We start from the raw sequence: 23417 nt of genomic DNA, 5'->3' as shown, positions 1-23417 counted from the left end.
CCATGCCGGGCATCTCCTTCCAGTTTTGAGTGGCTTACCGAAGTTCGCAGGAGAGAGTATGAGACGCAGAGAATTTCTGGCTGTGGCCGCCACGGTGGCTCTGACACCAGCCACTGGCTTCGCCGCAGTGCCATGGGTCATCCTGCATAAGGATCCCAATTGTGGCTGTTGCTCGTCATGGGGCGATGCTTTCAGCAAGGTGGGTTTCTCGGTTCATACTGTCGAGGAACCGGACATGGATCAGGTCAAGCAACGCCTCAAGGTGCCGCCGTCCGTTCAAGCCTGCCACACTGCAGAGCTCGACGGCTATTTCCTTGAGGGCCATGTTCCGATCGCCGCCGTGAGAACGCTGCTCGATGAACGGCCTCCCCTGGCGGGGCTCGCAGTCGCAGGAATGCCATTGGGGTCGCTCGGCATGGGTGGTTCGCCGGAACCATACGACGTCATGGCTATCCCGCGCGATGGCGGTGACATGTATGTCTATCTGTCATTCAAGCCGAACTGACAGGAACTGCTGCTTTTGCAGTCTACAGTCCAAAGGACTTGAGGATAGGGCAGGGGCCGCTTTTGCCGGATGAGCACTCTGCAACCAGGCGCTCAAGCGCGTCGCGGGTGCGGTTGAGCTCGGTGATCCGCGTTTCCAGCGCGATCAGCCGCGCCTTTGCGGCCTCGCGTGCCCGGTCCCTGTCATCTCCGGCATCGAGTTCGAGCAGTTCCCGTATCTCCTCCAGCGTAAATCCAGCCGTCTGAGCCTGGCGGATAAACTGCAGCCGCCTCAGATCCTCAGTTCCATAGCGCCTGCCGCCCTCGAGGCGCTTTGGGGTCTTGAGGAGACCCTTGCGCTGGTAGAACCTGACGGTCTCCACGCCGACGCCACCGGTTGATGCAAATTTTCCGATTGTCATGTCCATGGGCTTGACTCCGTACCATGGTACGGAACGTATGGTCTTGCCAACTGTTTCACAAGCCAAAGGAGACGTGAAATGTTGGACAGCACCAGCCCAATGAACACAGCGAAGAAGGCCGCTCTCTACCGGATGGTAACTGCGGAGCATATCTGCCCGTACGGCCTTAAAGCCAAGGATCTACTCAAGCGATCAGGATATGAGGTCGAAGACCATCATCTGAAGACGCGCGCGGAAACGGACGAGTTCAAGCAGGAGCATGGCGTCCAGACAACGCCTCAGGTTTTCATCGGCGGAAAGCGTATCGGCGGATATGACGATCTGCGGCGGCACTTGGGAAAGTCCGTTACAGATCCCAAGGCGACGACCTACCGGCCTGTCATCGTGCTGTTTGTCTTGACTGCCCTGATGGCAATGGCAGCAAGCTACGCCGTTTTCGACACGCCTTTCACCATCAGGGCAGCCGAATGGTTCATCGCTTTCTCGATGGTCGTTCTGGCCATGCTCAAGCTTCAGAATGTCGAAACCTTCGCGACGATGTTCCTGAACTATGATCTTCTCGCGAAGCGGTGGGTGCCATACAGCTACATCTACCCCTACGCGGAAGGACTTGCAGGCGTTCTGATGGTGGCAGGCGTTGCGAACTGGCTGTCCGTTCCCGTGGCTCTGTTCATTGGTGGCATTGGCGCAGCCTCGGTCTTCAAGGCGGTCTACATCGACAAGCGCGAACTGAAATGCGCTTGTGTCGGTGGCTCGAGCAATGTGCCGCTCGGGTTCATCTCACTCACCGAGAACCTGATGATGATCGCGATGGCTGTCTGGATGGCATTGGCCTACTCCGGGATCATGCCAGGACATCAAATGTGACAGAGTGGCATCAGACGAAACGAGGATGCCGGCAGATCAATCTGCCGGCTCCACGGATTGGGCCGAAAAGCGGGCTGTCTGTATAAGCTTCTTCTTCTCGGCACAGGGAGTGCTGCTCAAAGTAAGATGCGCGGCCCGCGAGCCGTTTTGCCGGTCCAATTCAATGCTAGACCTGGCCAATGCTCTATCGTGATCATGTGCTGGCGCCCGGCGGCTCTGTCATCAGCGCAGCCGGGCCGAAGGGTTTCAAGTGAGGACCTTCCTGAAGATCACCTTGTCGTCGCCGTCCTGGTAGAAATCGCGGATGCGCCCTTCCAATTCATAGCCGTTCTTGAGATAGAAGCGCCGTGTGAGCTCGAAACCTTCAAGACCAGAGGTCTCGACTAGGAGAATGCGGGCGCCGAGCTCTTTGAGACGGTTCTCGACCTCTGCAATCAACTGAGTTCCGGAACCCTTGCCCTGTTGCTTGGGGTGGACTGCGATCAGGAGCAGATTGAAAGTGCCATCGGTAAGCTTTTCCGGCGCAACATAGGCGACACCGACCGACTGAGGGTTCGTGAGCACGAGCCATATTTCTTTCGCCTCGTTGCCACTAAGAAATTGTTGGACCATCTCACCCAACATCGAAGACGGAAAGAGCTCAGTTGCATCGATGAGGATCTTGATCTCCGGAAGATCGGCGGCGGTCACTTCTCTTATCATTCACTTCAGCCCATAATCTTTGCTTGGAGGGAACATGCGTGTTGCAATCGAGACGCTCGGATCCCGTGGTGATGTCCAGCCGTATGTCGCCCTTGCCTTGGCTCTTCTGTCACGCGGACACGACGTACAGCTCGCAGCCCCGGCGCAGTTCCAGGGTTTCGTGGAGCGTCACAACATTCCCTATGTCGCTCTTCCAGGCCAGTTTCTTACACTGCTTGATACGCCGGAGGGAAATGCCGCCATTGCAGGTGGCCAAGGGTTTAGCGGTGGGCTGAAGCTCCTCAAGCATATTCGCCCGTTGATGATGGAGCTGTTTGACCGAGAATGGCAGGCAGTCTAGAGCTTCGCGCCAGACATCATCGTCTACCACCCCAAGTCACTCGTTTCTCCTTTTATCGCCACAGCGCTCGGGATCCCGCACGTTCTTGCCTCGCCAGTGCCGGGCTTGACGCCAACACAGGCCTTCCCGAGCCCGCTCCTTCCATTTTTGTCACTCGGTCCTTTCAATCGGCTGAGCCACACATTTGCGCTGAAAGCCGTTGATCTGCTCTTTGGTCGGGATTTGAAGGCTTGGCGAGAACGAGCCTTGGGAACATCTGCCGACAGGCCTGCGCCGCGGGCAGGAACGATCTATGCCTATAGCCCGGCGATACTTCCCAAGCCGTATGATTGGGGTCCTGATATTCTGGTGAGCGGCAACTGGTTTCTGAATGAGCCTGATTGGACGCCGGATCCGGCACTTGCCCGCTTTCTCGATGACGGGCCTCCGCCCGTCTATTTCGGGTTTGGAAGCATGCCAGGGTTGAACCCGGAGGCAGTGACCGAGATGATAATTCAGGCTCTCTCAATGACCGGAGATAGAGGTGTGCTTGCACGTGGTGGTGGGGCTATCAGCACGGGTCGAGCCGAGGGACCAGTCTTCTTTCTCGACAGCGCGCCTCATGATCGACTTCTCCCCGAAATGAGTGCGATCGTTCATCATGGTGGTGCCGGGACAACAGCGGCGGGGCTCCGGGCTGGTCTTCCAACCCAGATCATTCCGTTCTTCGGTGATCAGCCCTTTTGGGGCAGACGCGTGGCAGAGCTCGGTGCAGGTCCGCCTCCATTGAAACGCGCCAATTTGACTGCTGAAACGCTGGCAAAGGCGCTGACCGCATTGGAAGATTCCAAGATGCGGAGAAGGGCGCAAAGCTTGTCAGATGCCATAAAGACGGATCCAGGAGCCGACGCCGCAGTCGACTTCCTTGAGCGCCGGGTCGCCTCCACCCGATGAACCCGCCTATGCGGAGCAACGCTGAGCGAGAGGGGATCAAACTGGGCAGCCTAACAGGCGTAGGCTTCGATGGCGTTATGTAGAATTGCCGGAAGAACCCGTTAGGACGTGAGGTGCGGGCGGCCACGGTTCGGCTGGGGGCGTCGGTGGTCCGTTTCGAGGTCGGAGGTAGAACCCCGCCCGCATCCCTATCAACCCGCAAAGGGCTTTTCTGGCAATACCAAAAAATCGCCGATCAATCTCGCTCAGCTTCTGATCGGTCTGCAGCAAAATGTCGAGCAGTGGATCGCGGTCTCAGCGCTTCTTCGTCTTAAGGCGTAACGCTCGCTGTATCGGTGGTATCTGAGGGCAGGACCACGTCATCTTCAGGTGAGAGCTCTGTCGGATCCGGCGCAGTCACGACCTCGTCACCGAGATCGGCTGACGGATCGGTTACCGAATCGACCACGGGATCCACTACCGGATCGACGACGGGTTCGGCTGGCGCAGCTGCCGCGAGCTCGTCCCGGATCTCGTCAATCTTGCCAATGGCTGAACCGACTCCAAGCGTTGTCTTTGCCCATCCGAGCATCTCATCATCGATCACTGTGCCTGGCTTGGAAGCCGCTTCGAGTGCTGCACGTAGCGCTTCGTCATCAAGCGCAGCATCGGTGGGCAAGGTGTCGACGCCGTTGGCGAGTTCATAGGTCGCATAGGCCACGGCATAGTCGCGGATGGCGGCCATGCGGGGATCCGACGAACTGAGATATGCGTGATAGTTGCGGTTGAGCGAGTTCAAACCAGCGAGCTTTGCTTCAAGTGGTCTGGTCTTCGGCTTTCCCCGCGGAACGGATGCCAGCGTCGTTACGGGTTCGACTGGCCGGCTTACGCTTGATTTGGCCGCAGGCCGCTTGGCCCTTTGTTCAGAGACTTGGCCTTTGCCAGGGCTGGTCTTCTTACCGGCGATGGTGGCGAAGACATCGGTGAAGAAGTTGCCCTTCTGGCTGCGGTCGACGTTGCGGGCGTCCCGGGTCTGGGAGCCCCGGTTGTTTCCACCACTCTTGCCGCTGCCTTTTCCGCCTTCTTTGCCGCCGTTGCCTCCGCTCTTGCCGCCGCCCCCGTTGTCGCTGCTCTTGCCACCACCGTTACCTCCGCCATTGCCATTGCCACCGCCCTTGTCTTTGGCGAAGGCAGCCGGCGCGCCGATACCTGTTCCGTCTGAGAAGTGTGCAAAGGGTGCGGCCGAAACAGCCAAAGCGAGACAGGCCGTAGTGGCCAACTTGTTAAACAGCATCTGTTTCCTCCAGACCAGGACATCGTGCGCGTATCTACACGGGCGTTGGCGTTGACTGTCACACATAGTTCTGACTGCGCCACTAACGCATTCATTCGAACTTTAGCAGAAACGTGGTGGTATTGAGCGTTCCCAGAATGCGAAACGCCTGCGGATTACAAAGGACAATGCATTCTGCCGCTGGAACCTTTTGCTTGGACTGGAGGCAGTACCCAAATTGGCCTTCAACTATGCCGTCGCAGCTTTATGGACCTCCCCAGCTGGGTTGAAAAGCATCAATTGGGCTCCCTGCTGGAAATGGGCATCCGCGGTGGGAGAGGAATTCTCCACGTTGAGCAATTTAGGTTCCATAATTATGCTTTCTTGTTTAAGTGGTTGAATCGGATGAATAAATTTATTGTTTAGGCTTCGGGGAACTGGCCCGGGGTGAGCCGTGTACTGTTGTTAAGATAAATCAAACCTGTCCGCTAATTTGGTAGCGCTTACGACTTCCGGGAAGCGCTACCAGCTTTTGATTGCGCCCGAGTGCTTCACAATATGCATGTAAAGCAAGGCTCAGCCTCTCAATCGAACGCCGATGCCCCCGGTAGTCATCTCACCATCCGCCTCGAAGATTACGCCCGCGGCCTCAAAGGTCAGTCGCAAGAGCTTCAGGTTACTCTCGCGCATTTCACCACCTCGTTCAAACGCACGGATCGAGACCGCGCTTATGGCAGTCTGGCTCGCGAGATCCGCTTGCGTCCAGTCGAGTAGAGCGCGCGCTGCGCGGCATTGAGCAGCTTTTATCAAGATAACCTTCGTTTTTAGAAAGTTTGACATTGAAAAGAAAAGTTAGGGATGCTAGTAGGTTCGAAGTTACCTTTCGATCGCTCAGGCCGCAATGATTCGTGCCCGAACGCCGTTGGCTTTGTCGCTGAGCGGTGAAGTTTTTGGCTTGTTCGCAATACGCTTTAGCCCAGCTTTGTTGCTCTTGTTGAGGAGCAGAGAGGTGCCCAATGGAACTCCGCCAACTCTCCTACTTTGTCGCTGTTGCCGAGGAGCTGCACTTCGGTCGTGCCGCCATGCGGGTGAACATTGCCCAGCCGGCGCTGAGTACACAGGTCCAGGCGCTGGAAAAGGGGCTCGGTGTACAGCTTCTGACCCGCTCGACCCGCAAGGTCGAACTGACGCGGGCAGGGGAGGTGTTCTATGATCGCTGTGTCAGAATGCTGGGTGAACTCGATCTCTCAGCCGAAATGGCGCGTGCGGCAGGAGGTGGCAGCATGCGGGAGATCAGGATCGGCACGATTTATCCGGCAACGACAGGCGTGCTGCCGGCGTTCCTTGCTCGGATCGGACGGAAGTTCCCGGACATCCGTCTGCATGTCTCGAATGGCTCGACATCGGAGATCATCCGGCAGCTGGAATGCGGCAAGCTGAACCTCGGATTCATCCGGCCTGTCGAGAACATTGGCTCGCTGCGCTTCTTCTCGATTGCCCATGAGCGGTATCTGCTGGCGGTGCCGTCGGGCAATCCGCTTGCCCTGAAGCACGAGGTGACGATCGAGGACCTAAGGGCCGAGAAGATCATCGCCTTCAAGCGGCAGAACCTCTCCTACACCGAGCGCTATTTTGCCGAGACCTTCGATGAGCATGGGCTGAATGACAATGTCGCCTACACCTGTGACGACACCTTCTCGCTGATCTCGCTCGTGTCCTCCGGCCTTGGTGTTGGCTTCGCGCCGGAGTGGACGGGAGATCTGCCGGGCAGGGACGTTGTGCTGAAGAAGGTGACGGGCATCGATCTGAAAATCGGGCTTGGCGTTGCCTGGAGCAAGGATGATCCAACGGCCGCCCGCGATGACATCATCGATATTGCCAAGACACTGGGGCGGACGGGCAGGTGAGGGCGGTGGTGGGTGCGGCTTCTCCGACGAAGCTCACGACCCCTTCAAGCGGAACGCCATGGCCGGGGGAAGGCGGTCCCGCCTGACCCCCACTGGGGTCGCTATGCTCAGGCTCCTGCGGCTTCCCTTTTTCCGGCCCTGACGTGACGAGAATTCCCGCGTTCGCGCCCTGCGGTCGCCGCTATGCTGAACGCTCCGATGTTCTTCATTGTCTGACCCGGATCTCGTGCAAGCGCGGCTTTGATCCGGGTCGATGTTGTGAGAGGTGGTCTGGAGTTAACAATCAGGGAAGCAGGTCACCCCAGTCGGGGTCCCACTGAACCCCTTCTGTCAGCTCGATGAAAATTGGTGCTTCCCCCTCGCTGTGGCTGGCAGCCAGTTTGAAGGCGGCTTCGGGCTCCATCTCTTCGCCGGGAAAGATCGTATCGTTCTTCGCGGGATCGACGATCTTTCGCACATAACCCCTGATTTGGTCGCCGGATGTATAGAGCTTGACGATGATCGCGTCTGGGGTGCGAACTTCAGGCTGATAGGCTTTGTAGGGCACGGTGATCTCCTTTGTTTCGCTAATTCGGCAAAGGGCATTATGTTCCGACGACAGTGAGAAGCCCTATGTCCAGGCCTCGAATGCACCGGCGACGGGCTGCACTAGCCTGTCGGGGCATCTGTTCTCCGTCGCTCGCAAGCAAGCGCAATGGCTGAGGGCGGACCGGGCTGAACGACGGATGTTGCTATCAGAGCCTTACAGTCTGCAGGTGAGCTGGTGTTGCGGCCTATTCATCGGCGTGAGGCGCACGGGTCCATCCTGGTTGCCAGGGTCGGTGCAGAGTGCGGCTGGTCGTGAAGGGCTGCGAGGATCGAACAGCGGTTCAGCAGCCCCATGGCGGGAGCGAGATGTGGCTGGGATGGGGCATCGGTACGCAGAGAATGCTCACGGGTCCGGTTGGGAAGCTGATCCTTCGGCTTTTGCCTCAGGTCGCCGAGATCCTGATCCTGGTCGTCCCGTCGGCGGGGAGGCCAAGGCCCGTTTGGGCGTTTAGCTCTTCCCGCTGAGCGTTCGTTAGGCGTCTTTGAGAGTGGTATGAAGCTTCCATGGATCTCGCTTGGCAGGTCTGAAGCTTGGCTGCTGCGTTGCCGTCATGCTGCAGTCTCGCGGGCGGCCCAGTTGGCACCACGACGATAGATCTCGCGCATTTGCGGCACCTCGAACTCCTTCGCCACATGGCCGAGCGACGAATAGAAGACCCGCCCCTTGCCGTATTGTCTTTTCCAGACGACAGGCATCACAACACCGTCGATCCACCAGGCATGTTCACCGGTGAAGCGTGTGGTCGCGAGGACCTCGTTCGAGGGGTCGACATGCATGTAATACTGTTCCGAGGTGTAGGGGAAGTCCTCGATCCCCTGCATGAGCGGATCATCGGGCCGGGTGATGTTGACCGTGTAGTCGATGATATTGCCGGGATGCGCGACCCATTGGCCTCCGATGATGAACTGATATTCGACGCATTCGCGAAAGGCATCGCCTGTGCCTCCATGATAGCCGGCAATACCAACACCGTTCTCGACGGCGGCCGCAAGATTTTTTGCCTCCTCCTTCTCGATCTTCGACATGGTCATGATCGGCACGATCAGAGAGAGATCATGGATCGAGGGGTCGGCAAAGGCTTCCGTCGTATGTTCCAGATAGACCTTGAACCCGTCCTCCTGCAGCAGGTCACGGATGGTGTGGGCGCATTCTTCGGGCTCATGGCCACTCCAGCCGCCCCAGACAATAAGTGCTTCTCGCATGTCATAGTCCTTCCAGTGTTCAACGCGCCAGGTGGTCGTCGGTAATCGATTGAGACAAGGGCGCGGGGCGCTCGACTGTGGTCGACATCTCGATGGTCGTTCCGGTGTCGCTGGCCCGCTGAAACGCCTCCATGACTTCGAGAACATGGAGTGCCAGCTCGCCATTTGCCCGGTGCGGCCGGTCCGAGCGGATCGCATGCGCCATATCGGCCACGCCGATCGAACGGTGGTTTCCGTCTGCATAGGGAGCAGAGGTCTCCTGATGCTCGAAGGCGCCGCCTTTCTTCAGGAGCTCGACCTGTCCGCCGAAGTGGTTGGGATCCGGGACGATCAACGTGCCTTCGGTCCCATAGATCTCCAGGGGCGCATGGCGATGCCCCGCGACGTCGAAACTCATGCCGATCTGCACGATCGCGCCGGTCCGGAATGCCATGGCACCCGCTACATGCGTGGGGACGTTCACCGGGATCGTCTGGCCGTTGCGCGGCTCACTTGTGATCAGTCTTTCCGAACGCGGGGCAAAGGCAAAGCCCGCAACCTTCGCGACCGGACCCAGCAGATTGACGAGATCCGTGATGTAGTAGGGGCCCATGTCGAGCATCGGCCCGCCACCGATCTCATAGTAGAAATCGGGATTGGGGTGCCAGCGTTCGTGACCCGGACACATGAATGTGGCCGTGCCGCCGACAGGCAGGCCCAGAACGCCGGAATCGATGATGGCCCGCGCTGTCTGGTGCGATCCGCCGAGAAACGTGTCGGGAGCAGCCCCGATGCGCAGGCCGCGCGACTTCGCCGCCTCATAGAGCGATTTGCCTTCTGCGAAATTGATGCCGAGCGGTTTTTCCGAATAGGTGTGCTTGCCGGCTTCCAGGGCCTGCATGGCGACTGCGACATGCGCTTTCGGCACTGTCAGATTGACGATGATCTCGATCTCAGGGTCATTGAGCAGATCTGCGATGCTGCGTGCTTTGAGACCGAATTCTGAGGCCCGCCGTGCGGCGAGGTCTTCGTTCAGATCGGCGAGGCCGCGTATGTCGAGGATCGGAAAACCGGCCATCGCCTTCAGGTAAGCTGACGAGATATTGCCACATCCGATGATGCCGATACCAACCTTTTGCATGGATCCTCCCAGAATTCCGTTCAGGCTTGTGTTCTTGGTGCTGGTGCCGGGCCAGTGGTTCCCCAGGGCGATTCATAAAGTTCGCAGAGCGCCACCACCGCGGCACCCTGGGCCCACATCTCTTCGGCCGAGGCATCGAAAACGAGCTCGGCGATCTCCCGGATGGAGGACGGAATGGCGGTTCGATAGGCATCGGCAAGCGCATGCAGGAAGATCTCTCCCAGGGAGAGGCTGGAGCCGACGATGATGACCCGGGGAGGCCCAAACAGTGTCACGATATTGGCAACCGCTATGCCGACCGCTTCACCGGCGCGCGTGGCGGCCATGATCATGCTGTTGTCTTCGCCCGCGATCAGCGCCTGGGCCATGGTCATACCCCGCCCGAGGCGCACCGCGTCTGCGAACCGGGTCTCTTGCATGTTTGCGCCCAGGATCGCGTTTTCTCCGGCGACTGCTGCCAGACGGACCGTTTCTGAAAGGCCATTGCCCATCATCAGATCGCCGAGGTTATGGCTGAGCCCGCCAGCACCTCGGAACAGCTGTCCCCTGTGCAGGACGCCCAGACCCAGCGTTTGCTCCAGCGACACCAGAACCATGTCGTCAAGATCTCGTCCCTTGCCGAACCAGTGATGAGCAAGGGTGATGGCGTGGGAATCGCTTTCGACGATCGTTGCCACGTGCAGACGGTTAGTCATTTCTGCGGCGAAATCCACGTCGGGTTCGGACAGGATCGGGCTCGATCGCACCAGGCCGCTGCGGTGCTCCACCACGCCTGGAAAGCCGATGCAGACCGACGCTATGTCGTCGAGAGCCAATCCTGCGTCGACGACGCAGCGTCGGATGCCATCCTCGATGAGGTCGGCAATCACGGCAATCGGCTGGCGGTTGACCCGGATAGGCAGCGACAGCTGGGAAATGACTTCTCCGCAGAAATTGGTGACGACGAACACCATGTGGTGGGCTGCAATCTTGGCGCCTACGACGCGCACCGCATCGGGATTGAGCTCCAGCATGACCCGCGGCCGTCCGCGCGCTGCTGCATTGCGGATGTCTCCCTCGTGGCGTGTCAGGATGAGGCCGTCATCCAGGAGAGAGCCGGTAATTGCAGACACTGTCGTGGTCGACAGCTGTGATCGTTCGCTGATTTCGACCCGAGAAATAGGGCCGTGGCGCCTGATCGTATCCAGCACGGTGAAGCGGTTGATGGCGCGCATCAGTTCCGGGTCTGCAGTCTTCATGGATGATGGGCGCTCACGATAATTAAATTTGCTCTCCGGAAAAATAATCGGCAAAGGCCGGTCCGTGTCAATCCGCATCGGCTAAAAAATCATCATTATTTGAGTTGACAGGATGAAAACTTGGTCTGATTTTGTACGCGTTGAGGAATAAATGCGCAGCCTGGGAGGAGAAAAGGATGTCGCATCTGAGGAGGAGGGCGCCCGCTGGCGCCACAAGACTATTGGCTTTGGCCACAGCAACAGCCGTGGCGCTGACGGCAAGCATGAGTGCTGCCTCGGCGCAAACGGTCGTCAAATGGCTGCATCTCGAAACCGTCCCGGAAAACCTGAAGCTCTGGGAGGATATCGCAGCCGACTACGAGGCCCAGCATCCGGACGTCGACATACAGCTGCAGTTCCTGGAGAACGAAGCCTTCAAGGCCAAGCTCCCGACTTTGCTGCAATCTGATGCAGCACCTGACTTTTTCTACTCCTGGGGCGGTGGCGTGCTTCGCCAGCAGGCAGAAACCGGCGCATTGATGGACCTCAGCGAGGCGATCAATGCTGATGGTGGTGCCTGGGCCAAGAACTACAAGCCGGCAGCGCTCGACGGCTTGACCTATGATGGCAAGACATGGGCGGTCCCTTATCGCATGGGAACGATTGCCTTCTTCTACAACAAGGCGCTGTTCGAGAAAGCAGGTCTCCAGGCCGACACCATCAAGACCTGGGAGGATTTCCTCGGGGCCGTGAAGACGCTGAAAGAGGCGGGCATTACTCCGATCGCCGGCGGTGGCGGCGACAAGTGGCCTCTGCATTTCTACTGGAGCTATCTGGTGATGCGCAATGGCGGCCAGGAGGTCTTCGATCGCGCAAAGAACAATGAAGGCGATGGCTTCCTCGATCCAGCGATCATCAAGGCAGGCGAGCAATTGGCCGAACTCGGCAAGCTTGAGCCGTTCCAGGATGGCTATCTCGGCGCGACCTGGCCGCAAACGCTTGGCACATTTGCTGATGGCCGGGCAGCAATCCTGCTCGGGTTCGAGCATACCGAGGCCAACCAGCGCAAGAATGCAGGCGATGGCAAGGGTCTGGAAGCCGCCAATATCGGCCGCTTCCCATTCCCGATTGTTGAAGGTGGCGTCGGTAAAGTCACCGATACGCTGGGTGGCTTGAATGGCTGGGCCGTGACCAAGAATGCCTCGCCGGCTGCCATCGACTTTCTTCGCTTCTTCACCAGCCCTGAGCAGGAACGTCGAATGGCAGCAGCCGGTGTGATCATCCCGGCGGCGGCCGAAGCTGAAGATGCTCTGAAAGACGATCTGATGCGTCAGGCGGCAGATCAGCTGGCAGCGTCTACATGGCACCAGAACTTCTTCGACCAGGACCTCGGTCCTTCGGTCGGCCGTGTGGTCAACGACGTGTCGGTCGAGATTCTCGCAGGTCAGCTTTCTGCGGAAGAAGGCGCCCAGATGATCCAGGATGCCCGCGAACTCGACTAGCGCCAACAAGGATGTCGCCGGGCAAAACCGCCCGGCGATGTTCATGCAGACTGCTTGCTGGGAGGAGGCGAGGCATGACAGACACGACTGCCGGGGCGGCGGCCATCGCGCATGCACCGAGATCAAAGACCCGTTACAAGAGCCCGACGGCGAGGGGACGTCTTCCTGTCCTGATCCTGTTTCTGCCGCCAGCGCTGCTGCTCTTCACGATGTTCGTGATCCTGCCGATGGGCGAGGCCGCCTGGTACAGTCTCTATCGCTGGAACGGTTACGGTGTCCCGACCGAATTCGTTGGTACGCGCAATTTTACGGTCCTGTTCAACAACGCCGCCTTCTCTCAGGCGCTGATCAACAATGGCCTGATCATTATCGTTTCGTTGCTTTTGCAGATCCCGCTCGCCATCTGGTTGGCGATGATGCTGGCGCACAAGATTCCGGGTGTGGTCGCGTTTCGCCTGATCTTCTTTCTCCCTTACGTGCTTGCCGATGTGGCGGCCGGTCTCATCTGGCGTTTCGTCTATGACGGGGACTATGGTCTCTTTGCTGCCATCGCCGGTTTCCTCGGCGTGGCGACACCTTATGTGCTGGCGGATCGGGATCTTGCCATCTACGCGGTGCTCGGTGTGGTCGTGTGGAAATACTTCGGTTTCCATATGATGCTGTTCATCGCTGGCCTCCAGTCCGTCGACAAGAGCGTGCTGGAGGCGGCCGAAATCGACGGCGCCACCGGCTGGCAGAAGTTCCGCTATGTCACCTTGCCGCTGCTGTCATCCACGGTTCGCCTTTCTGTCTTTTTCGCCATCATTGGTTCACTACAGCTGTTCGATCTGGTGATGCCGCTCACCGGCGGCGGTCCTTCGAACTCCACGCAGACCATGGTCACCTTCCTTTATACCTACGGGGTGACGCGAATGCAGGTTGGGCTTGGCAGCGCTGTCGGCGTGGTGCTGTTCGTCATCTGCGTCACGCTGGCCTTCGGCTACAAACGGATCTTCATGCGCCATGACTGACACAACGACATCCGGCCCACCGGCCACCGTGGCAACCCGCCTTTATCTCTATGTTTCGCTGACGCTTGTGGCGGCACTTGTGCTCGTCCCCTTGGTGACGACGGCTCTCGGAGGCTTCAAGTCGCTTGGCGATCTGCGTGTCAATCCGTTCGGGCTGCCGTCCGAGTGGGTCTGGTCCAACTACGGCGATATCCTGTTCGGTGAGCGCTACTGGCGCCAGATGGCGAATTCGCTTCTGATTTCATGTGTCAGCGTCTTCCTGACGGTGGTGGTGTCGGCCATGGCGGCCTTCACCTTCGCCCATGTGCGGTTCTTCGGATCCGGCTATCTGACCAACTACTTTCTGATCGGACTGATGTTTCCGGTGGCCACGGCCATTCTGCCGCTGTTCATCCGCATTCGCGACCTCGGACTTCTCGACTCCTATTGGGGGGTGATCCTGCCGCAAGTCGCCTTTGGTCTCGGCATGAGCATCCTGCTGTTCCGCAACTATTTCCGCAATCTGCCGGACGAATTGTTCCAGGCGGCCTTCGTCGATGGCTGCGGCTACATCCGCTTCTTCTGGTATGTGACGTTGCCGCTCTCACGGCCGATCATCGCAACCGTCAGCATCGTCAGCTTCGTCAACAGCTGGAACAGCTACATCCTGCCGCTGATCATGCTCAACACCGAGAGCAAGTATCCCTGGCCGCTTGGTATCATGGTCTATCGTGGGGAATTCGGCACCGAGTGGCAGCTGGTGCTTGCGTTCATCACCTTGACCATCTTGCCCACGGTCATCGTCTTCTTCCTTGCCCAAAAGCACATCATCGCAGGTCTGACGGCCGGCGCCGTCAAGTCCTGAATACGGAGAGCGAAATGGCATCTGTCGAACTCAGCCACGTCCGCAAGACCTATGGCGCGCTCGAGGTTATCCACGGAGTCTCGCTCTCGATCGCAGAGGGAGAGTTTATCGCGCTGGTCGGGCCATCTGGTTGCGGCAAGTCCACCCTGCTGAGGATGATCGCCGGACTGGAAGACATCACTGACGGCGAGGTGTTGATCGGCGGAAACGTCGTCAATTCGCTGACACCGCGTGAGCGCAACATCGCGATGGTCTTCCAGTCCTACGCCTTGTATCCGCACATGACCGTGGCCGAAAACATGGGCTTCAATCTCAAGCTCTCTGGAGTTTCCAAGCCAGAGATCAAGAAGCTGGTGGGCGAGGCTGCGCGCATGCTGGCACTGGAGGATTTGCTCGACCGCAAGCCGAGCCAGCTGTCGGGTGGTCAGCGCCAGCGCGTCGCCATGGGACGCGCCATCGTGCGCAATCCCGCCGTCTTCCTGTTCGATGAGCCTCTATCAAATCTCGATGCCAAGCTGCGCGTACAGATGCGCACTGAAATCAAGACGCTCCACCAGAAGGTGGGCACGACATCGGTCTATGTGACCCATGACCAGATTGAAGCCATGACGCTCGCCGATCGCATCGTCGTGCTGAATGCCGGGCGGGTGGAGCAGGTCGGCACGCCGCTCGAGCTTTATCGCAGTCCCGCCAATCTGTTCGTGGCGGGTTTCATCGGTTCCCCAGCCATGAACTTCCTGGATGCGACTGTCGAGGGCAATGGCGGGCTGCCGGCCGCCCGTCTGTCGGACGGCACGAGCATCCGCATCGCGGCCGGCCGCCGCGTTGAACCCGGCAAAAGGGTGCGGCTTGGCATTCGCCCCGAGCATATTCTCGTCGACACTTCAGGCGGCAGCCTGATGCGGGGAGAGACCATTGTGGTGGAACCGACAGGCGCCCAGACACATGTGGTGTTCAGCCTATCGGGTGAACCGATCACGGCCGTCGTCGATGGCGGTTACCCGGCCCGTCACGGAATGACCTTCGAGGGGGGCGTGCCTGCAGACCAGGTCCATGTGTTCGACCGGGAAAGCGGGATGGCTCTCTAGGGAGAGGGGGCTGAGGGTCATAGCCATCTGCCTTGCCTGCCTCGCATCGTCCCATTCTGGATAAGATCATGAAAATTTCCGCCATCAAGCCGTATATCGCTCGCGTCGGGGTGAGAAACCAGCTCGTGGTCAAGGTCGAGACGGATAGCGGCATCTACGGATGGGGCGAGTCCGGGCTGTCCTATCGGGAAAAGGCTGTGGCTGCTGCGATTGATCATTATGCCAAGTTCCTGCTTGGCAAGGACCCGATGCGCTGCGGAGCACTCTGGCAGGAAATGTATCGAAGTCAGTACTTCGAAGGCGGCCGGGTTCTGACTGCCGCCATCGCAGCCCTTGATATCGCGTTTCACGACATCAAGGGAAAGGCGCTCGGTGTGCCTGTCTACCAATTGCTCGGCGGCAAACAGCGCGATCTTGTGCCCGCCTTTGCGACGACATCCGCCGAACCGGGTGAGGCGATGGTCGAGCAGACGGTCATGCTGAAAGATGCGGGTTGGAACTGCGTCCGCTTCATTGCCGCCGGTCAGGAAAATGACGCGCATTTCGAGCCGCGCGAATCCATTGCCGTCACGGCCGAGTGGGTGGCGCGCGCACGTCAGGAGGTCGGCCATGCCATGACGCTCGGTGTGGAATATCACCACAGGCTCAGCGTCGCGGAAGCTGCATCCTTCTGTCAGAAGATGCCACAGGGCACGATCGACTTCATCGAAGAGGCAATTCGTGACGAGACCCCGTCGGCCTATGAAGCCTTGCGCAAGATGACGGACATTCCCTTTGCCATCGGCGAGGAATTCTCGTCGAAATGGCAGTTCTTGCCCTATATCGAGCGCGACATCCTGCAGTTCAGCCGGATCGACATCTGCAATGTCGGCGGTTTTACCGAAGCGATGAAGGTCGCTGGGTGGTGCGAGGCTCACTATATCGACTTGATGCCGCACAATCCGCTCGGGCCCATCTGCACGGCCGCCTCCGTCCATCTCGGCGCGGCAGTCGCAAACTTTGCCTGGCTCGAATGCCGCCAGAGCCCGGCCGAGCAGCATTGGGGCTTCGACAACACCACCTTGTTTCCGGGGCAAGTCCAGATGGACGGCGCATTCTACGTCGTGCCTGACGCGCCGGGGCTCGGTGTCGACGTTGATGAGGCAGAACTGGCGAAGATGCCGTTCGAATATTCCGAGCCCCCGCATCTGCGGCGGACCGACGGCTCTTTCACAAACTGGTAGCGCCTCCTGCTCGGGTGACAACACCAGGCGCGACATCGCCGGCTGCCCATGCGCGTCATGCTGCATTCGTCGGTCTATGAGACCTGGTTGAGTGCTTCGCTTCGGTTTGCCAGTCGTGCGCGAGGGGAAATCGTCGTGCTATGACGGGGCTGACATGAAAAAGCCGACACTGACCTCCTTATGGGCGCTTCAGAGCAAGGAGAATCTCGATGACACCACCACGCTATTCCGTGCCCATGGCTTTCGCCTGTGTGGCATTCGCCCTGTCCTCATGCAGCGCTGACGGTGGCGTCACCTCTCCTGTCGCAGGATCATGCAAGCCTGAAGCCGCTCAAGGACTTGTGGGCAAGCCTAAGCCGACAGACCAGGCCGCAATGCAGCTCACCGGCGCCACGACGGTGCGTCAGATTGCGCCGGGGGACATGGTGACACAAGATTTTCGCGAGGATCGGGTGACGATCGAGACAGATCCTGCATCCGGACTTGTTACGCGAGCAAGCTGTGGCTGAATGCGGCACAGCTTGCTTCAAAAGAAAAGGGCCAGCGGAAGCCGCGGCCCTTAAGGTGTGAAGGTCAAAACCTCCAGAGGGGAACAGCTGACGCAAGACGGGGAGGATTGGTCCAGCGTCAACTGTCACCGATATGGGCGTTCATACCCCCATGTTCAAGACTATCGAGCGCTTGGGGGGCGGGTGAACGGGGCTGGTGCTCCGGCAATCAATCAGACCCGCCTTGGACCTGGAATGGCGGATGCGATGAGCCCCACAATGGCTGGCATTTGGGAGACGAGAGCAGGCTCGAACCCGCTGCCAGAACCAAGGCGCGGGGCGGAGGCTTCGCCATGCAAACCTGTGCCAGGTCGCCAGACTGCTCCTGGTAAGTTGGCGCGGCGTGCTCGCGAGGCGAACCCGAAGAGCCGCCGGCTTGTCTAGCGGCGCTGAAAACCCTCGCTCGCCGTCATTAGCTGGCGCGTATAGTCAGTCGAGAAACCGCCATGGCGCAATTGTTCGACGCTCAGCGTCTCGACGATCTTGCCGGATTTCATGACGGCCAGATTCTCACACATATGGCTGATCACGGCCAGGTCGTGGCTGACCAAGATAAATGTCAGAGCCCGATCCTTGCGCACTTGTTCGAGCAGGTTGAGGATTTCTGCCTGGATAGAGGCGTCCAATGCCGAAGTCGGCTCGTCGAGCAGAAGCACCTTTGGCTCAAGAATGAGGGCACGGGCGATGGCGATGCGCTGGCGCTGGCCACCAGACAGCTGATGCGAGAAGCGGAAACGGAAGCCGCTCCCTAGCCCCACCTCGTCCAAGGCTCGGGTTATGCGCGTTTCTACGTCGGTGAAGCCATGGATCGTGAGTGGTTCGCGCAGCAGGCGGTCTACGGTCTGGCGCGGATGCAACGAGCCGTAGGGATCCTGGAAAACCATCTGAACCTGGCGGTAGAAGTGTTTTTCGCGTTTGCGCCCCTCATACAGTTGCCCATTCACCGACAGAATGCCTGAGCTGAAGTAGTTGAGGCCAGCCACGGCCCTCAGGAGCGTCGATTTACCCGAACCGGATTCTCCCACAACGCCGAAGGAGGCGCCGTCTTCGACATCCAGATTGACACTATCGAGCGCACGATAGCCATCGAAGCTGACGACCATGTCTCGAATGGCAATTGCCGGCCTCATCGTGCCCACTCCGCCTTGCGCAACAGAACCGGCAAGGGATGCCGATCGGCCGCTATCTGTGGCAGGCATTCGAGCAGCCCACGGGTATAGGGATGCTGTGCCTCGTGAAGCCGTGTAGCTTCGATCTCCTCCACGACCCGACCGGCATACATGACCAGCACTCGATCGCAGAAGGAAGAAACGAGCCTGAGATCGTGGCTGATGAAGATCAGCCCCATACCGCGATCCCGCACCAGGCCATCCAGAATAGCAAGGACTTCGAGCTGGACCGTCACGTCGAGAGCTGACGTCGGTTCGTCGGCAATCAGAAGTTCAGGGCCGCAGATCAGCATCATGGCAATCATTACGCGCTGACCCATGCCGCCGGAAACTTCATGCGGATAGAGATCAAACACCCGTTCAGGATTGCGGATCTGAACGGCTTCGAGCATGGCGAGAGCGCGACTGCGTGCCGTGGCCGAGGAAACCTTCTCGTGGGTCCGCAGCGTCTCCATGATCTGGCGCCCGACGGTCATGACTGGATTCAGCGAATATTTGGGATCCTGGAGGATCATCGCCAGCTGCTTGCCGCGCAGCGATCGGCGACGCGCCGGGTTTGCGGTCATAAGATCGGTCTCGCGGAACTGCAGCCTATCCGCCGAGATCCTGGCCTGCGGCGAGGTCAGCCCCATGATGGCTCGCCCGGTTTGCGACTTGCCGGAGCCGGATTCACCCACGATGCCGAGCCTTTCGCGCCCGAGTGTAAAACTCACACCGCGCACCGCCTCGATCAGGCCTGTACGGGTTGGAAAGCTGACGCGTAGATTCTCGACGGTCAGAAGTGCGCTCATTGGCCAGCCTCCTTCGGGTCGAGCGCATCGCGCAGACCGTCACCCAAAAGGTTGAAGCCGAGCGATACGATCAGGATGGCGAAGCCCGGCATCGCCGCGACCCACCATTGATCGAGAATAAAGCGACGGCCGGATGCAATCATTGCACCCCATTCTGGTAGCGGCGGCTGCGCGCCGAGGCCGAGGAAGCCGAGGCCAGCCGCCGTGAGGATGATCCCGGCCATATCGAGGGTGACGCGGACGATAACCGAGGAGAGGCAGAGCGGCGCGATATGCGACAGCACGATGCGGGGTGGCGACGCGCCCATCAGCTGTACGGCCGCGATGAAATCCGAATTGCGAAATGTCAGCGTCTCGGCGCGTGCAATGCGCGCGTAGGGCGGCCAGGACGTGATGGCGATGGCAAGCACGGCATTCTCGATCCCAGGACCGAGCGCCGCGACAAGTGCCAGCGCGAGGACCAACTTGGGGAAGGCGAGGAAGATGTCGGTGATGCGCATCAGCACCCCATCGATCCAGCCGCCGGCATAACCGGCGATCGTGCCGACGATCAGGCCAACAGGCGCTGCTATGATCGCGACCAGAGCGACGACGAACAAAGTCAGCCTCGATCCGTGGATCAGACGGGAGAGAATATCGCGTCCCTGGTCGTCCGTGCCGAGCAGATAGCCGGTGCTGCCAGGTGGCAAAAGGCGTGCGTTGCGCAGATCGCCTTGAACTGGCGAATGGGGCGCCAGCACATCGGCAAAGGCGGCGACGAAGAGAAGAGCGAGCAGGATGGCAAGCCCGGCCAGCGCCAGTCGATTTTCAGCAAAACGCTGCCAAATGAAATAGGCGCGGCCGCAGCGGGCCTGCAGGCGGGATTGCGGTTTGTCAGAGGTGAGCCAAGCCTTCCAACCTTGTTCGGAAGCGGCGGAGACGGGTGTGGTCATCGGCTGCGCGTCCTCGGATCCAGAGTGCGATAAAGTATATCGGACAGGAGATTGATGCCGATAAACACGGATCCAATGACGATCGTCCCGCCGAGAACGGCGTTCAAATCGGCATTCTGTAGGGAATTGGTGATGTAGAGTCCGAGCCCCGGCCAGGAGAAGATTGTCTCGGTCAGCACCGAGCCTTCCAGCAGTCCGGCATAGGAAAGCGCAATGACCGTGACCAGAGGGACAGCGGCGTTTCGAAGCGCATGAAACCAGATGATACGGGTTTCGCTCAGCCCCTTGGCGCGTGCTGCGACGATGTACTCCTGCGCAAGCTCATTGAGCATGAAGGACCGGGTCATCCGGCTGATATAGGCCATGGAGAAATAGCCGAGCAGGCCACCGGGCAGGATTATGTGGCGAAAGAGATCCCACAACACGTCCCACTGCCGCTGCATTGTCGCGTCCAGCAGGTAGAAGCCGGTGACGGGGGTGAAGCTGTATTCATAGACGATGTCGACTCGGCCTGGATAGGCGACCCAGTTCAGCTTCGCATAAAAGAGAAGAAGGGCCAGCAGACCAAGCCAGAAGATCGGGACCGAGTAACCGATCAGCCCGATCACACGCACCAGCTGGTCTACGATCGAGCCACGCTTGACGGCGGCCAGCACCCCAAGCGGAACGCCGAAAACGGCTCCGATGAACGTGCCCACTGTCGCAAGTTCAATCGTCGCCGGAAAGACGCGGGCGATATCCTTCATGACCGGATTGGTGGTCAGCACCGACACGCCGAAGTCACCAGACAGCGCCTGGCGGACATAGATTATGAACTGATGCCATAGCGGCAGGTTGAGGCCGAGCTCTTCACGCACGCGTTCGACCACATGCGCGGGCGCCCGGTCCCCGACGATGGCAAGTGCTGGATCGATGGGAACGACTCGACCGATGAAAAAGGTCACAGCCAGAAGGCCGAGATAGGTGGTCACCACGGTGAGCAAGAATTTGCCTATGGTGGTGATGATCGCGAAGACGCGCTGCGAAGCGCGCCTTCGATCGACCTGGCTGTCAACGGGAGACAAGGACTGCTATTCCTTGCTGACCGTGCTGATGTAATTGGTGTCGAAGCTCGGCCCGAGTTTGTAGTTTTGCACCTTGTTCGAATAGCCCGCGATTTCCGTCTGCTGGAAGATCACCACGAACGGGCCGGATGCGAGCACCTGCTTTTGCAGGTCCTGGTAGATTGCGGCGCGCTTGGCGGTGTCTTTTTCGAGCAGGGCGGCGGCCGTATTGGCCGACAACTCCTTCGGGTCCCAGGCATTGCGCCAGGCGAGCGTCTTGTTCGTGCCTTCGTCGGAATTGTCTGGATTGAAAGTGAAAGTCTCGGCATTCGAATTGGGATCGAAATAGTCCGATCCCCACTGGCCGATATAGATGTCGTGCTGGCGGGCGCGGTACTTCGTCAACGTCTGCTTGCCGTCACCGGGAATGATTTCCAGCTTGATACCGGCCTGGGCAAGGGTCTGCTGGACGTTTTCGGCAATGCCGGTCACGGGCTGGGTGTTGCGGACGTCCATGGTGACGGTGAAGCCGTCTGCCAGACCGGCCTTGGCCAGCAGTTCCTTGGCCTTTGCGACGTCGAGCTCGTAAGGCTTGTCTTCCAATGCACCGAGCTGGCCGGACGGCAGAAACGTCTGGTGGATCGTACCGATGCCCTTGATTAGGGTTTCGCCCAGAGCATCATAGTCCACGAGGTATTTGAAGGCCTCGATCACCTCGGGTTTTGCCAGGTTCGGGTTCTTCTGGTTGAGGCTGAAGTAGTAGAGTGTGCCCTTCGGTGCCGAGGTGGTTGCGATGCCATCCTTGCTGGCTACGGCGTCGAAATCGTTGGGATCGAGGTTGCGGGCGACGTCGATATCGCCGTTTTCGAGCGCCAGACGCTGGCCGGAGCTCTCTTTCATGTAGCGATAGATGACGCGGGCGAGCTTGGCCTTTTCGCCATAGTAGTTGTCGTTGCGCTCGAGCACCACGACTTCGTTGGCACGCCATTCGCGGATCTTGAATGGCCCCGAACCGGCATAGCCGGTTTTCAGGAACTCGTTGCCGAAGTCCGTTTCATATTTGTACTCCTCTGTCGGCGTCACCGGCTTGGCATTCTCCATCACCACCTTCTTGTCGACGACGGAAGCGACGGTGGCGGTCAGCACGTTCAATACGAAGCTCGGTGCATAGGGCTTGTCGACGGTCAGGACGAAGGTCGACGCGTCGGCAGCTTTGGCCATTTCCGTCACGTTGTCGCCGTTGAGGCCGAACTGCGTGAGGAGAAAGGCCGGTGACTTGTCGAGCTTGACGACACGTTCGAACGAGAACGCCACGTCCTCGGCCCTGATCGGATTGCCGGAAGCGAAGGTGAGGTTGGGTTTCAGCTTGAAGGTATAGGTGAGACCATCCTCCGATACATCCCAGCTCTCGGCCAGATCGCTGACGATCTTCGACGTATCTGTCGGATCGAGCGCAACGAGCTTGCTGTAGGTGTTGGCCGTCACTTCCGCGGTTGAGATTTCGAAAGCTTCGCCTGGATCGAGCGTGATGATGTCGTCGATGGCCCACGCCTGGACGAGCGTGTCGGCAGGTGTTGCCGCATATGCGTTGGGTGCGGTTGCGGCCATGAGGGCGAAAATACCGCTGGTCGCCAGAAGTCTGAGGTGTCTGTCAAACATTGTCATCTTATCGTTCCCTTCATTGTTATATTGTCAGGCGATATGGTCGTCTTGAACTGAGCCAGTGACTGGTGCCGACTAGTGCCATGGCAACAGTCCACAGCTGGCACAGACGGGTTGCGCAGTTCAGTGCTCGATGCAGGCTAGAGGCTGCAGGCTCCCATCTGGTCGCGCGTTCTCCATTGTTTTTTGCGAGTCGTCGTGTCGAGGGTGAACTTTTGCGCTGAGCCGTGAAAGCACCTCCCATGGCGCCAGCACCGCGGACAAGTTGTGTGTCACATTGAATATCGGGTCCATTAGAGTGATCCCAAGAGCTCTTCGCATTCAATATGGCCATGTCTCTCAATCGGACGCGCAAAAGTGATTTGAATAAGCTCTGCGAAGGTAGGGCCAGAAAGCACCCGCATTCAAGTGTGAAAATTCCTGTGACGGGGAATGGGGTGAGGGGTGGCGATGGCAAGCGGTTTAATCGCATTCCTATGTTCATATCAGCGAGCGGGCTCACCAAGCTCACGACCCCTTCGTGCGGAACGCCATGGCCGGGGGAAGGCGGTTCCGCCTGCCCCCCACTGGG

24 protein-coding genes are annotated in these 23417 nt (G+C 59.1%); 11 read left to right on the top strand and 13 right to left on the bottom strand.

What is annotated here, in order from left to right:
• Positions 1–58 precede the first annotated feature (58 nt).
• Positions 59–505 carry a DUF411 domain-containing protein gene (locus ACQKP1_RS12640; RefSeq protein WP_427275495.1) on the top strand — a complete coding sequence of 149 codons (447 nt, stop codon included), beginning with the start codon at positions 59–61 and terminating at the stop codon, positions 503–505.
• Positions 506–527: 22 nt separating this feature from the next.
• Here ACQKP1_RS12640 and ACQKP1_RS12635 read toward each other — a convergent pair whose 3' ends face one another.
• Positions 528–911 carry a MerR family transcriptional regulator gene (locus ACQKP1_RS12635; RefSeq protein WP_427275494.1) on the bottom strand — a complete coding sequence of 128 codons (384 nt, stop codon included), beginning with the start codon at positions 909–911 and terminating at the stop codon, positions 528–530.
• A 72-nt stretch (positions 912–983) separates the two neighbouring features.
• Between ACQKP1_RS12635 and ACQKP1_RS12630 the strand changes: the two genes are divergently transcribed.
• Positions 984–1772: a MauE/DoxX family redox-associated membrane protein gene (locus ACQKP1_RS12630; RefSeq protein WP_427275493.1), complete on the top strand. Its 789-nt coding sequence runs from the start codon at positions 984–986 to the stop codon at positions 1770–1772.
• Between the two features lie 246 nt (positions 1773–2018).
• Here ACQKP1_RS12630 and ACQKP1_RS12625 read toward each other — a convergent pair whose 3' ends face one another.
• Positions 2019–2462 (bottom strand): GNAT family N-acetyltransferase, encoded by a 444-nt coding sequence (locus ACQKP1_RS12625; protein WP_427275492.1) that lies wholly within the window; start codon positions 2460–2462, stop codon positions 2019–2021.
• Between the two features lie 46 nt (positions 2463–2508).
• On the opposite strand from ACQKP1_RS12625, the gene ACQKP1_RS12620 reads away from it, so the two are divergent.
• Both ACQKP1_RS12620 and ACQKP1_RS12615 read left to right on the top strand, forming a co-directional pair.
• A complete protein-coding gene (locus ACQKP1_RS12620) occupies positions 2509–2814 on the top strand; it encodes a glycosyltransferase (protein WP_427275491.1) in 306 nt (101 codons plus the stop codon).
• 105 nt (positions 2815–2919) lie between these two features.
• A complete protein-coding gene (locus tag ACQKP1_RS12615) occupies positions 2920–3747 on the top strand; it encodes a glycosyltransferase (RefSeq protein WP_427275490.1) in 828 nt (275 codons plus the stop codon).
• A 310-nt stretch (positions 3748–4057) separates the two neighbouring features.
• Here ACQKP1_RS12615 and ACQKP1_RS12610 read toward each other — a convergent pair whose 3' ends face one another.
• Positions 4058–5020, bottom strand: a complete 963-nt coding sequence (locus tag ACQKP1_RS12610) for a hypothetical protein (RefSeq protein WP_427275489.1) — start codon at positions 5018–5020, stop codon at positions 4058–4060.
• Between the two features lie 995 nt (positions 5021–6015).
• Between ACQKP1_RS12610 and ACQKP1_RS12605 the strand changes: the two genes are divergently transcribed.
• Positions 6016–6906 carry a LysR family transcriptional regulator gene (locus tag ACQKP1_RS12605; protein ID WP_427275488.1) on the top strand — a complete coding sequence of 297 codons (891 nt, stop codon included), beginning with the start codon at positions 6016–6018 and terminating at the stop codon, positions 6904–6906.
• Positions 6907–7189: 283 nt separating this feature from the next.
• Here the strand turns inward: ACQKP1_RS12605 and ACQKP1_RS12600 are convergent, their stop codons facing one another.
• The 5 genes from ACQKP1_RS12600 to ACQKP1_RS12580 all read right to left on the bottom strand — a co-directional run bounded on the left by ACQKP1_RS12600 (position 7190) and on the right by ACQKP1_RS12580 (position 11320).
• A complete protein-coding gene (locus tag ACQKP1_RS12600; protein WP_427275487.1) occupies positions 7190–7453 on the bottom strand; it encodes a hypothetical protein in 264 nt (87 codons plus the stop codon).
• 590 nt (positions 7454–8043) lie between these two features.
• Positions 8044–8697: a ThuA domain-containing protein gene (locus tag ACQKP1_RS12595; RefSeq protein ID WP_427275486.1), complete on the bottom strand. Its 654-nt coding sequence runs from the start codon at positions 8695–8697 to the stop codon at positions 8044–8046.
• A 19-nt stretch (positions 8698–8716) separates the two neighbouring features.
• Complete coding sequence (locus tag ACQKP1_RS12590; protein ID WP_427275485.1) at positions 8717–9817, bottom strand: Gfo/Idh/MocA family protein; 1101 nt, start codon at positions 9815–9817, stop codon at positions 8717–8719.
• Positions 9818–9837: 20 nt separating this feature from the next.
• Complete coding sequence (locus ACQKP1_RS12585) at positions 9838–11055, bottom strand: ROK family transcriptional regulator (RefSeq protein WP_006725891.1); 1218 nt, start codon at positions 11053–11055, stop codon at positions 9838–9840.
• 67 nt (positions 11056–11122) lie between these two features.
• A complete protein-coding gene (locus tag ACQKP1_RS12580; RefSeq protein ID WP_427276484.1) occupies positions 11123–11320 on the bottom strand; it encodes a hypothetical protein in 198 nt (65 codons plus the stop codon).
• On the opposite strand from ACQKP1_RS12580, the gene ACQKP1_RS12575 reads away from it, so the two are divergent.
• The 6 genes from ACQKP1_RS12575 (at position 11232) to ACQKP1_RS12550 (ending at position 17210) form a co-directional block, all read left to right on the top strand.
• Positions 11232–12536, top strand: a complete 1305-nt coding sequence (locus ACQKP1_RS12575; RefSeq protein ID WP_427275484.1) for an ABC transporter substrate-binding protein — start codon at positions 11232–11234, stop codon at positions 12534–12536. The genes ACQKP1_RS12580 and ACQKP1_RS12575 overlap by 89 nt on opposite strands.
• Before the next feature lie 74 nt (positions 12537–12610).
• Positions 12611–13546 (top strand): carbohydrate ABC transporter permease, encoded by a 936-nt coding sequence (locus tag ACQKP1_RS12570; protein WP_427275483.1) that lies wholly within the window; start codon positions 12611–12613, stop codon positions 13544–13546.
• Positions 13539–14390 carry a carbohydrate ABC transporter permease gene (locus tag ACQKP1_RS12565; protein ID WP_006725894.1) on the top strand — a complete coding sequence of 284 codons (852 nt, stop codon included), beginning with the start codon at positions 13539–13541 and terminating at the stop codon, positions 14388–14390. Before ACQKP1_RS12570 ends, ACQKP1_RS12565 begins: the two co-directional genes overlap by 8 nt.
• 14 nt (positions 14391–14404) lie before the next feature.
• Positions 14405–15478 (top strand): ABC transporter ATP-binding protein, encoded by a 1074-nt coding sequence (locus ACQKP1_RS12560; RefSeq protein WP_427275482.1) that lies wholly within the window; start codon positions 14405–14407, stop codon positions 15476–15478.
• 68 nt (positions 15479–15546) lie between these two features.
• The gene (locus ACQKP1_RS12555) at positions 15547–16701 is read left to right on the top strand and encodes a mandelate racemase/muconate lactonizing enzyme family protein (protein WP_427275481.1); all 1155 of its coding nucleotides are present in this window, start codon (positions 15547–15549) and stop codon (positions 16699–16701) included.
• 209 nt (positions 16702–16910) lie between these two features.
• On the top strand, positions 16911–17210 hold the full coding sequence (locus ACQKP1_RS12550) for an I78 family peptidase inhibitor (RefSeq protein ID WP_427275480.1): 300 nt from the start codon (positions 16911–16913) through the stop codon (positions 17208–17210).
• Positions 17211–17629: 419 nt separating this feature from the next.
• Here ACQKP1_RS12550 and ACQKP1_RS12545 read toward each other — a convergent pair whose 3' ends face one another.
• The 5 genes from ACQKP1_RS12545 to ACQKP1_RS12525 are packed head-to-tail and all read right to left on the bottom strand — an operon-like array spanning position 17630 to position 22792.
• Positions 17630–18379 (bottom strand): ABC transporter ATP-binding protein, encoded by a 750-nt coding sequence (locus ACQKP1_RS12545; RefSeq protein WP_427275479.1) that lies wholly within the window; start codon positions 18377–18379, stop codon positions 17630–17632.
• The gene (locus tag ACQKP1_RS12540; RefSeq protein WP_427275478.1) at positions 18376–19209 is read right to left on the bottom strand and encodes an ABC transporter ATP-binding protein; all 834 of its coding nucleotides are present in this window, start codon (positions 19207–19209) and stop codon (positions 18376–18378) included. The genes ACQKP1_RS12545 and ACQKP1_RS12540 overlap by 4 nt, the downstream gene beginning before the upstream one ends.
• Positions 19206–20141 (bottom strand): ABC transporter permease, encoded by a 936-nt coding sequence (locus ACQKP1_RS12535; RefSeq protein ID WP_427275477.1) that lies wholly within the window; start codon positions 20139–20141, stop codon positions 19206–19208. The genes ACQKP1_RS12540 and ACQKP1_RS12535 overlap by 4 nt, the downstream gene beginning before the upstream one ends.
• A complete protein-coding gene (locus ACQKP1_RS12530; RefSeq protein ID WP_427275476.1) occupies positions 20138–21205 on the bottom strand; it encodes an ABC transporter permease in 1068 nt (355 codons plus the stop codon). Before ACQKP1_RS12530 ends, ACQKP1_RS12535 begins: the two co-directional genes overlap by 4 nt.
• A 6-nt stretch (positions 21206–21211) precedes the next feature.
• Positions 21212–22792: an ABC transporter substrate-binding protein gene (locus ACQKP1_RS12525; protein ID WP_427276449.1), complete on the bottom strand. Its 1581-nt coding sequence runs from the start codon at positions 22790–22792 to the stop codon at positions 21212–21214.
• Positions 22793–23417 lie beyond the last annotated feature (625 nt).

The organism is Allorhizobium sp. NPDC080224 (assembly GCF_050281005.1).
In the GTDB taxonomy this organism is placed as follows: Bacteria; Pseudomonadota; Alphaproteobacteria; order Rhizobiales; family Rhizobiaceae; genus Allorhizobium.
This window is presented reverse-complemented; position numbering and strand designations above follow the sequence as displayed.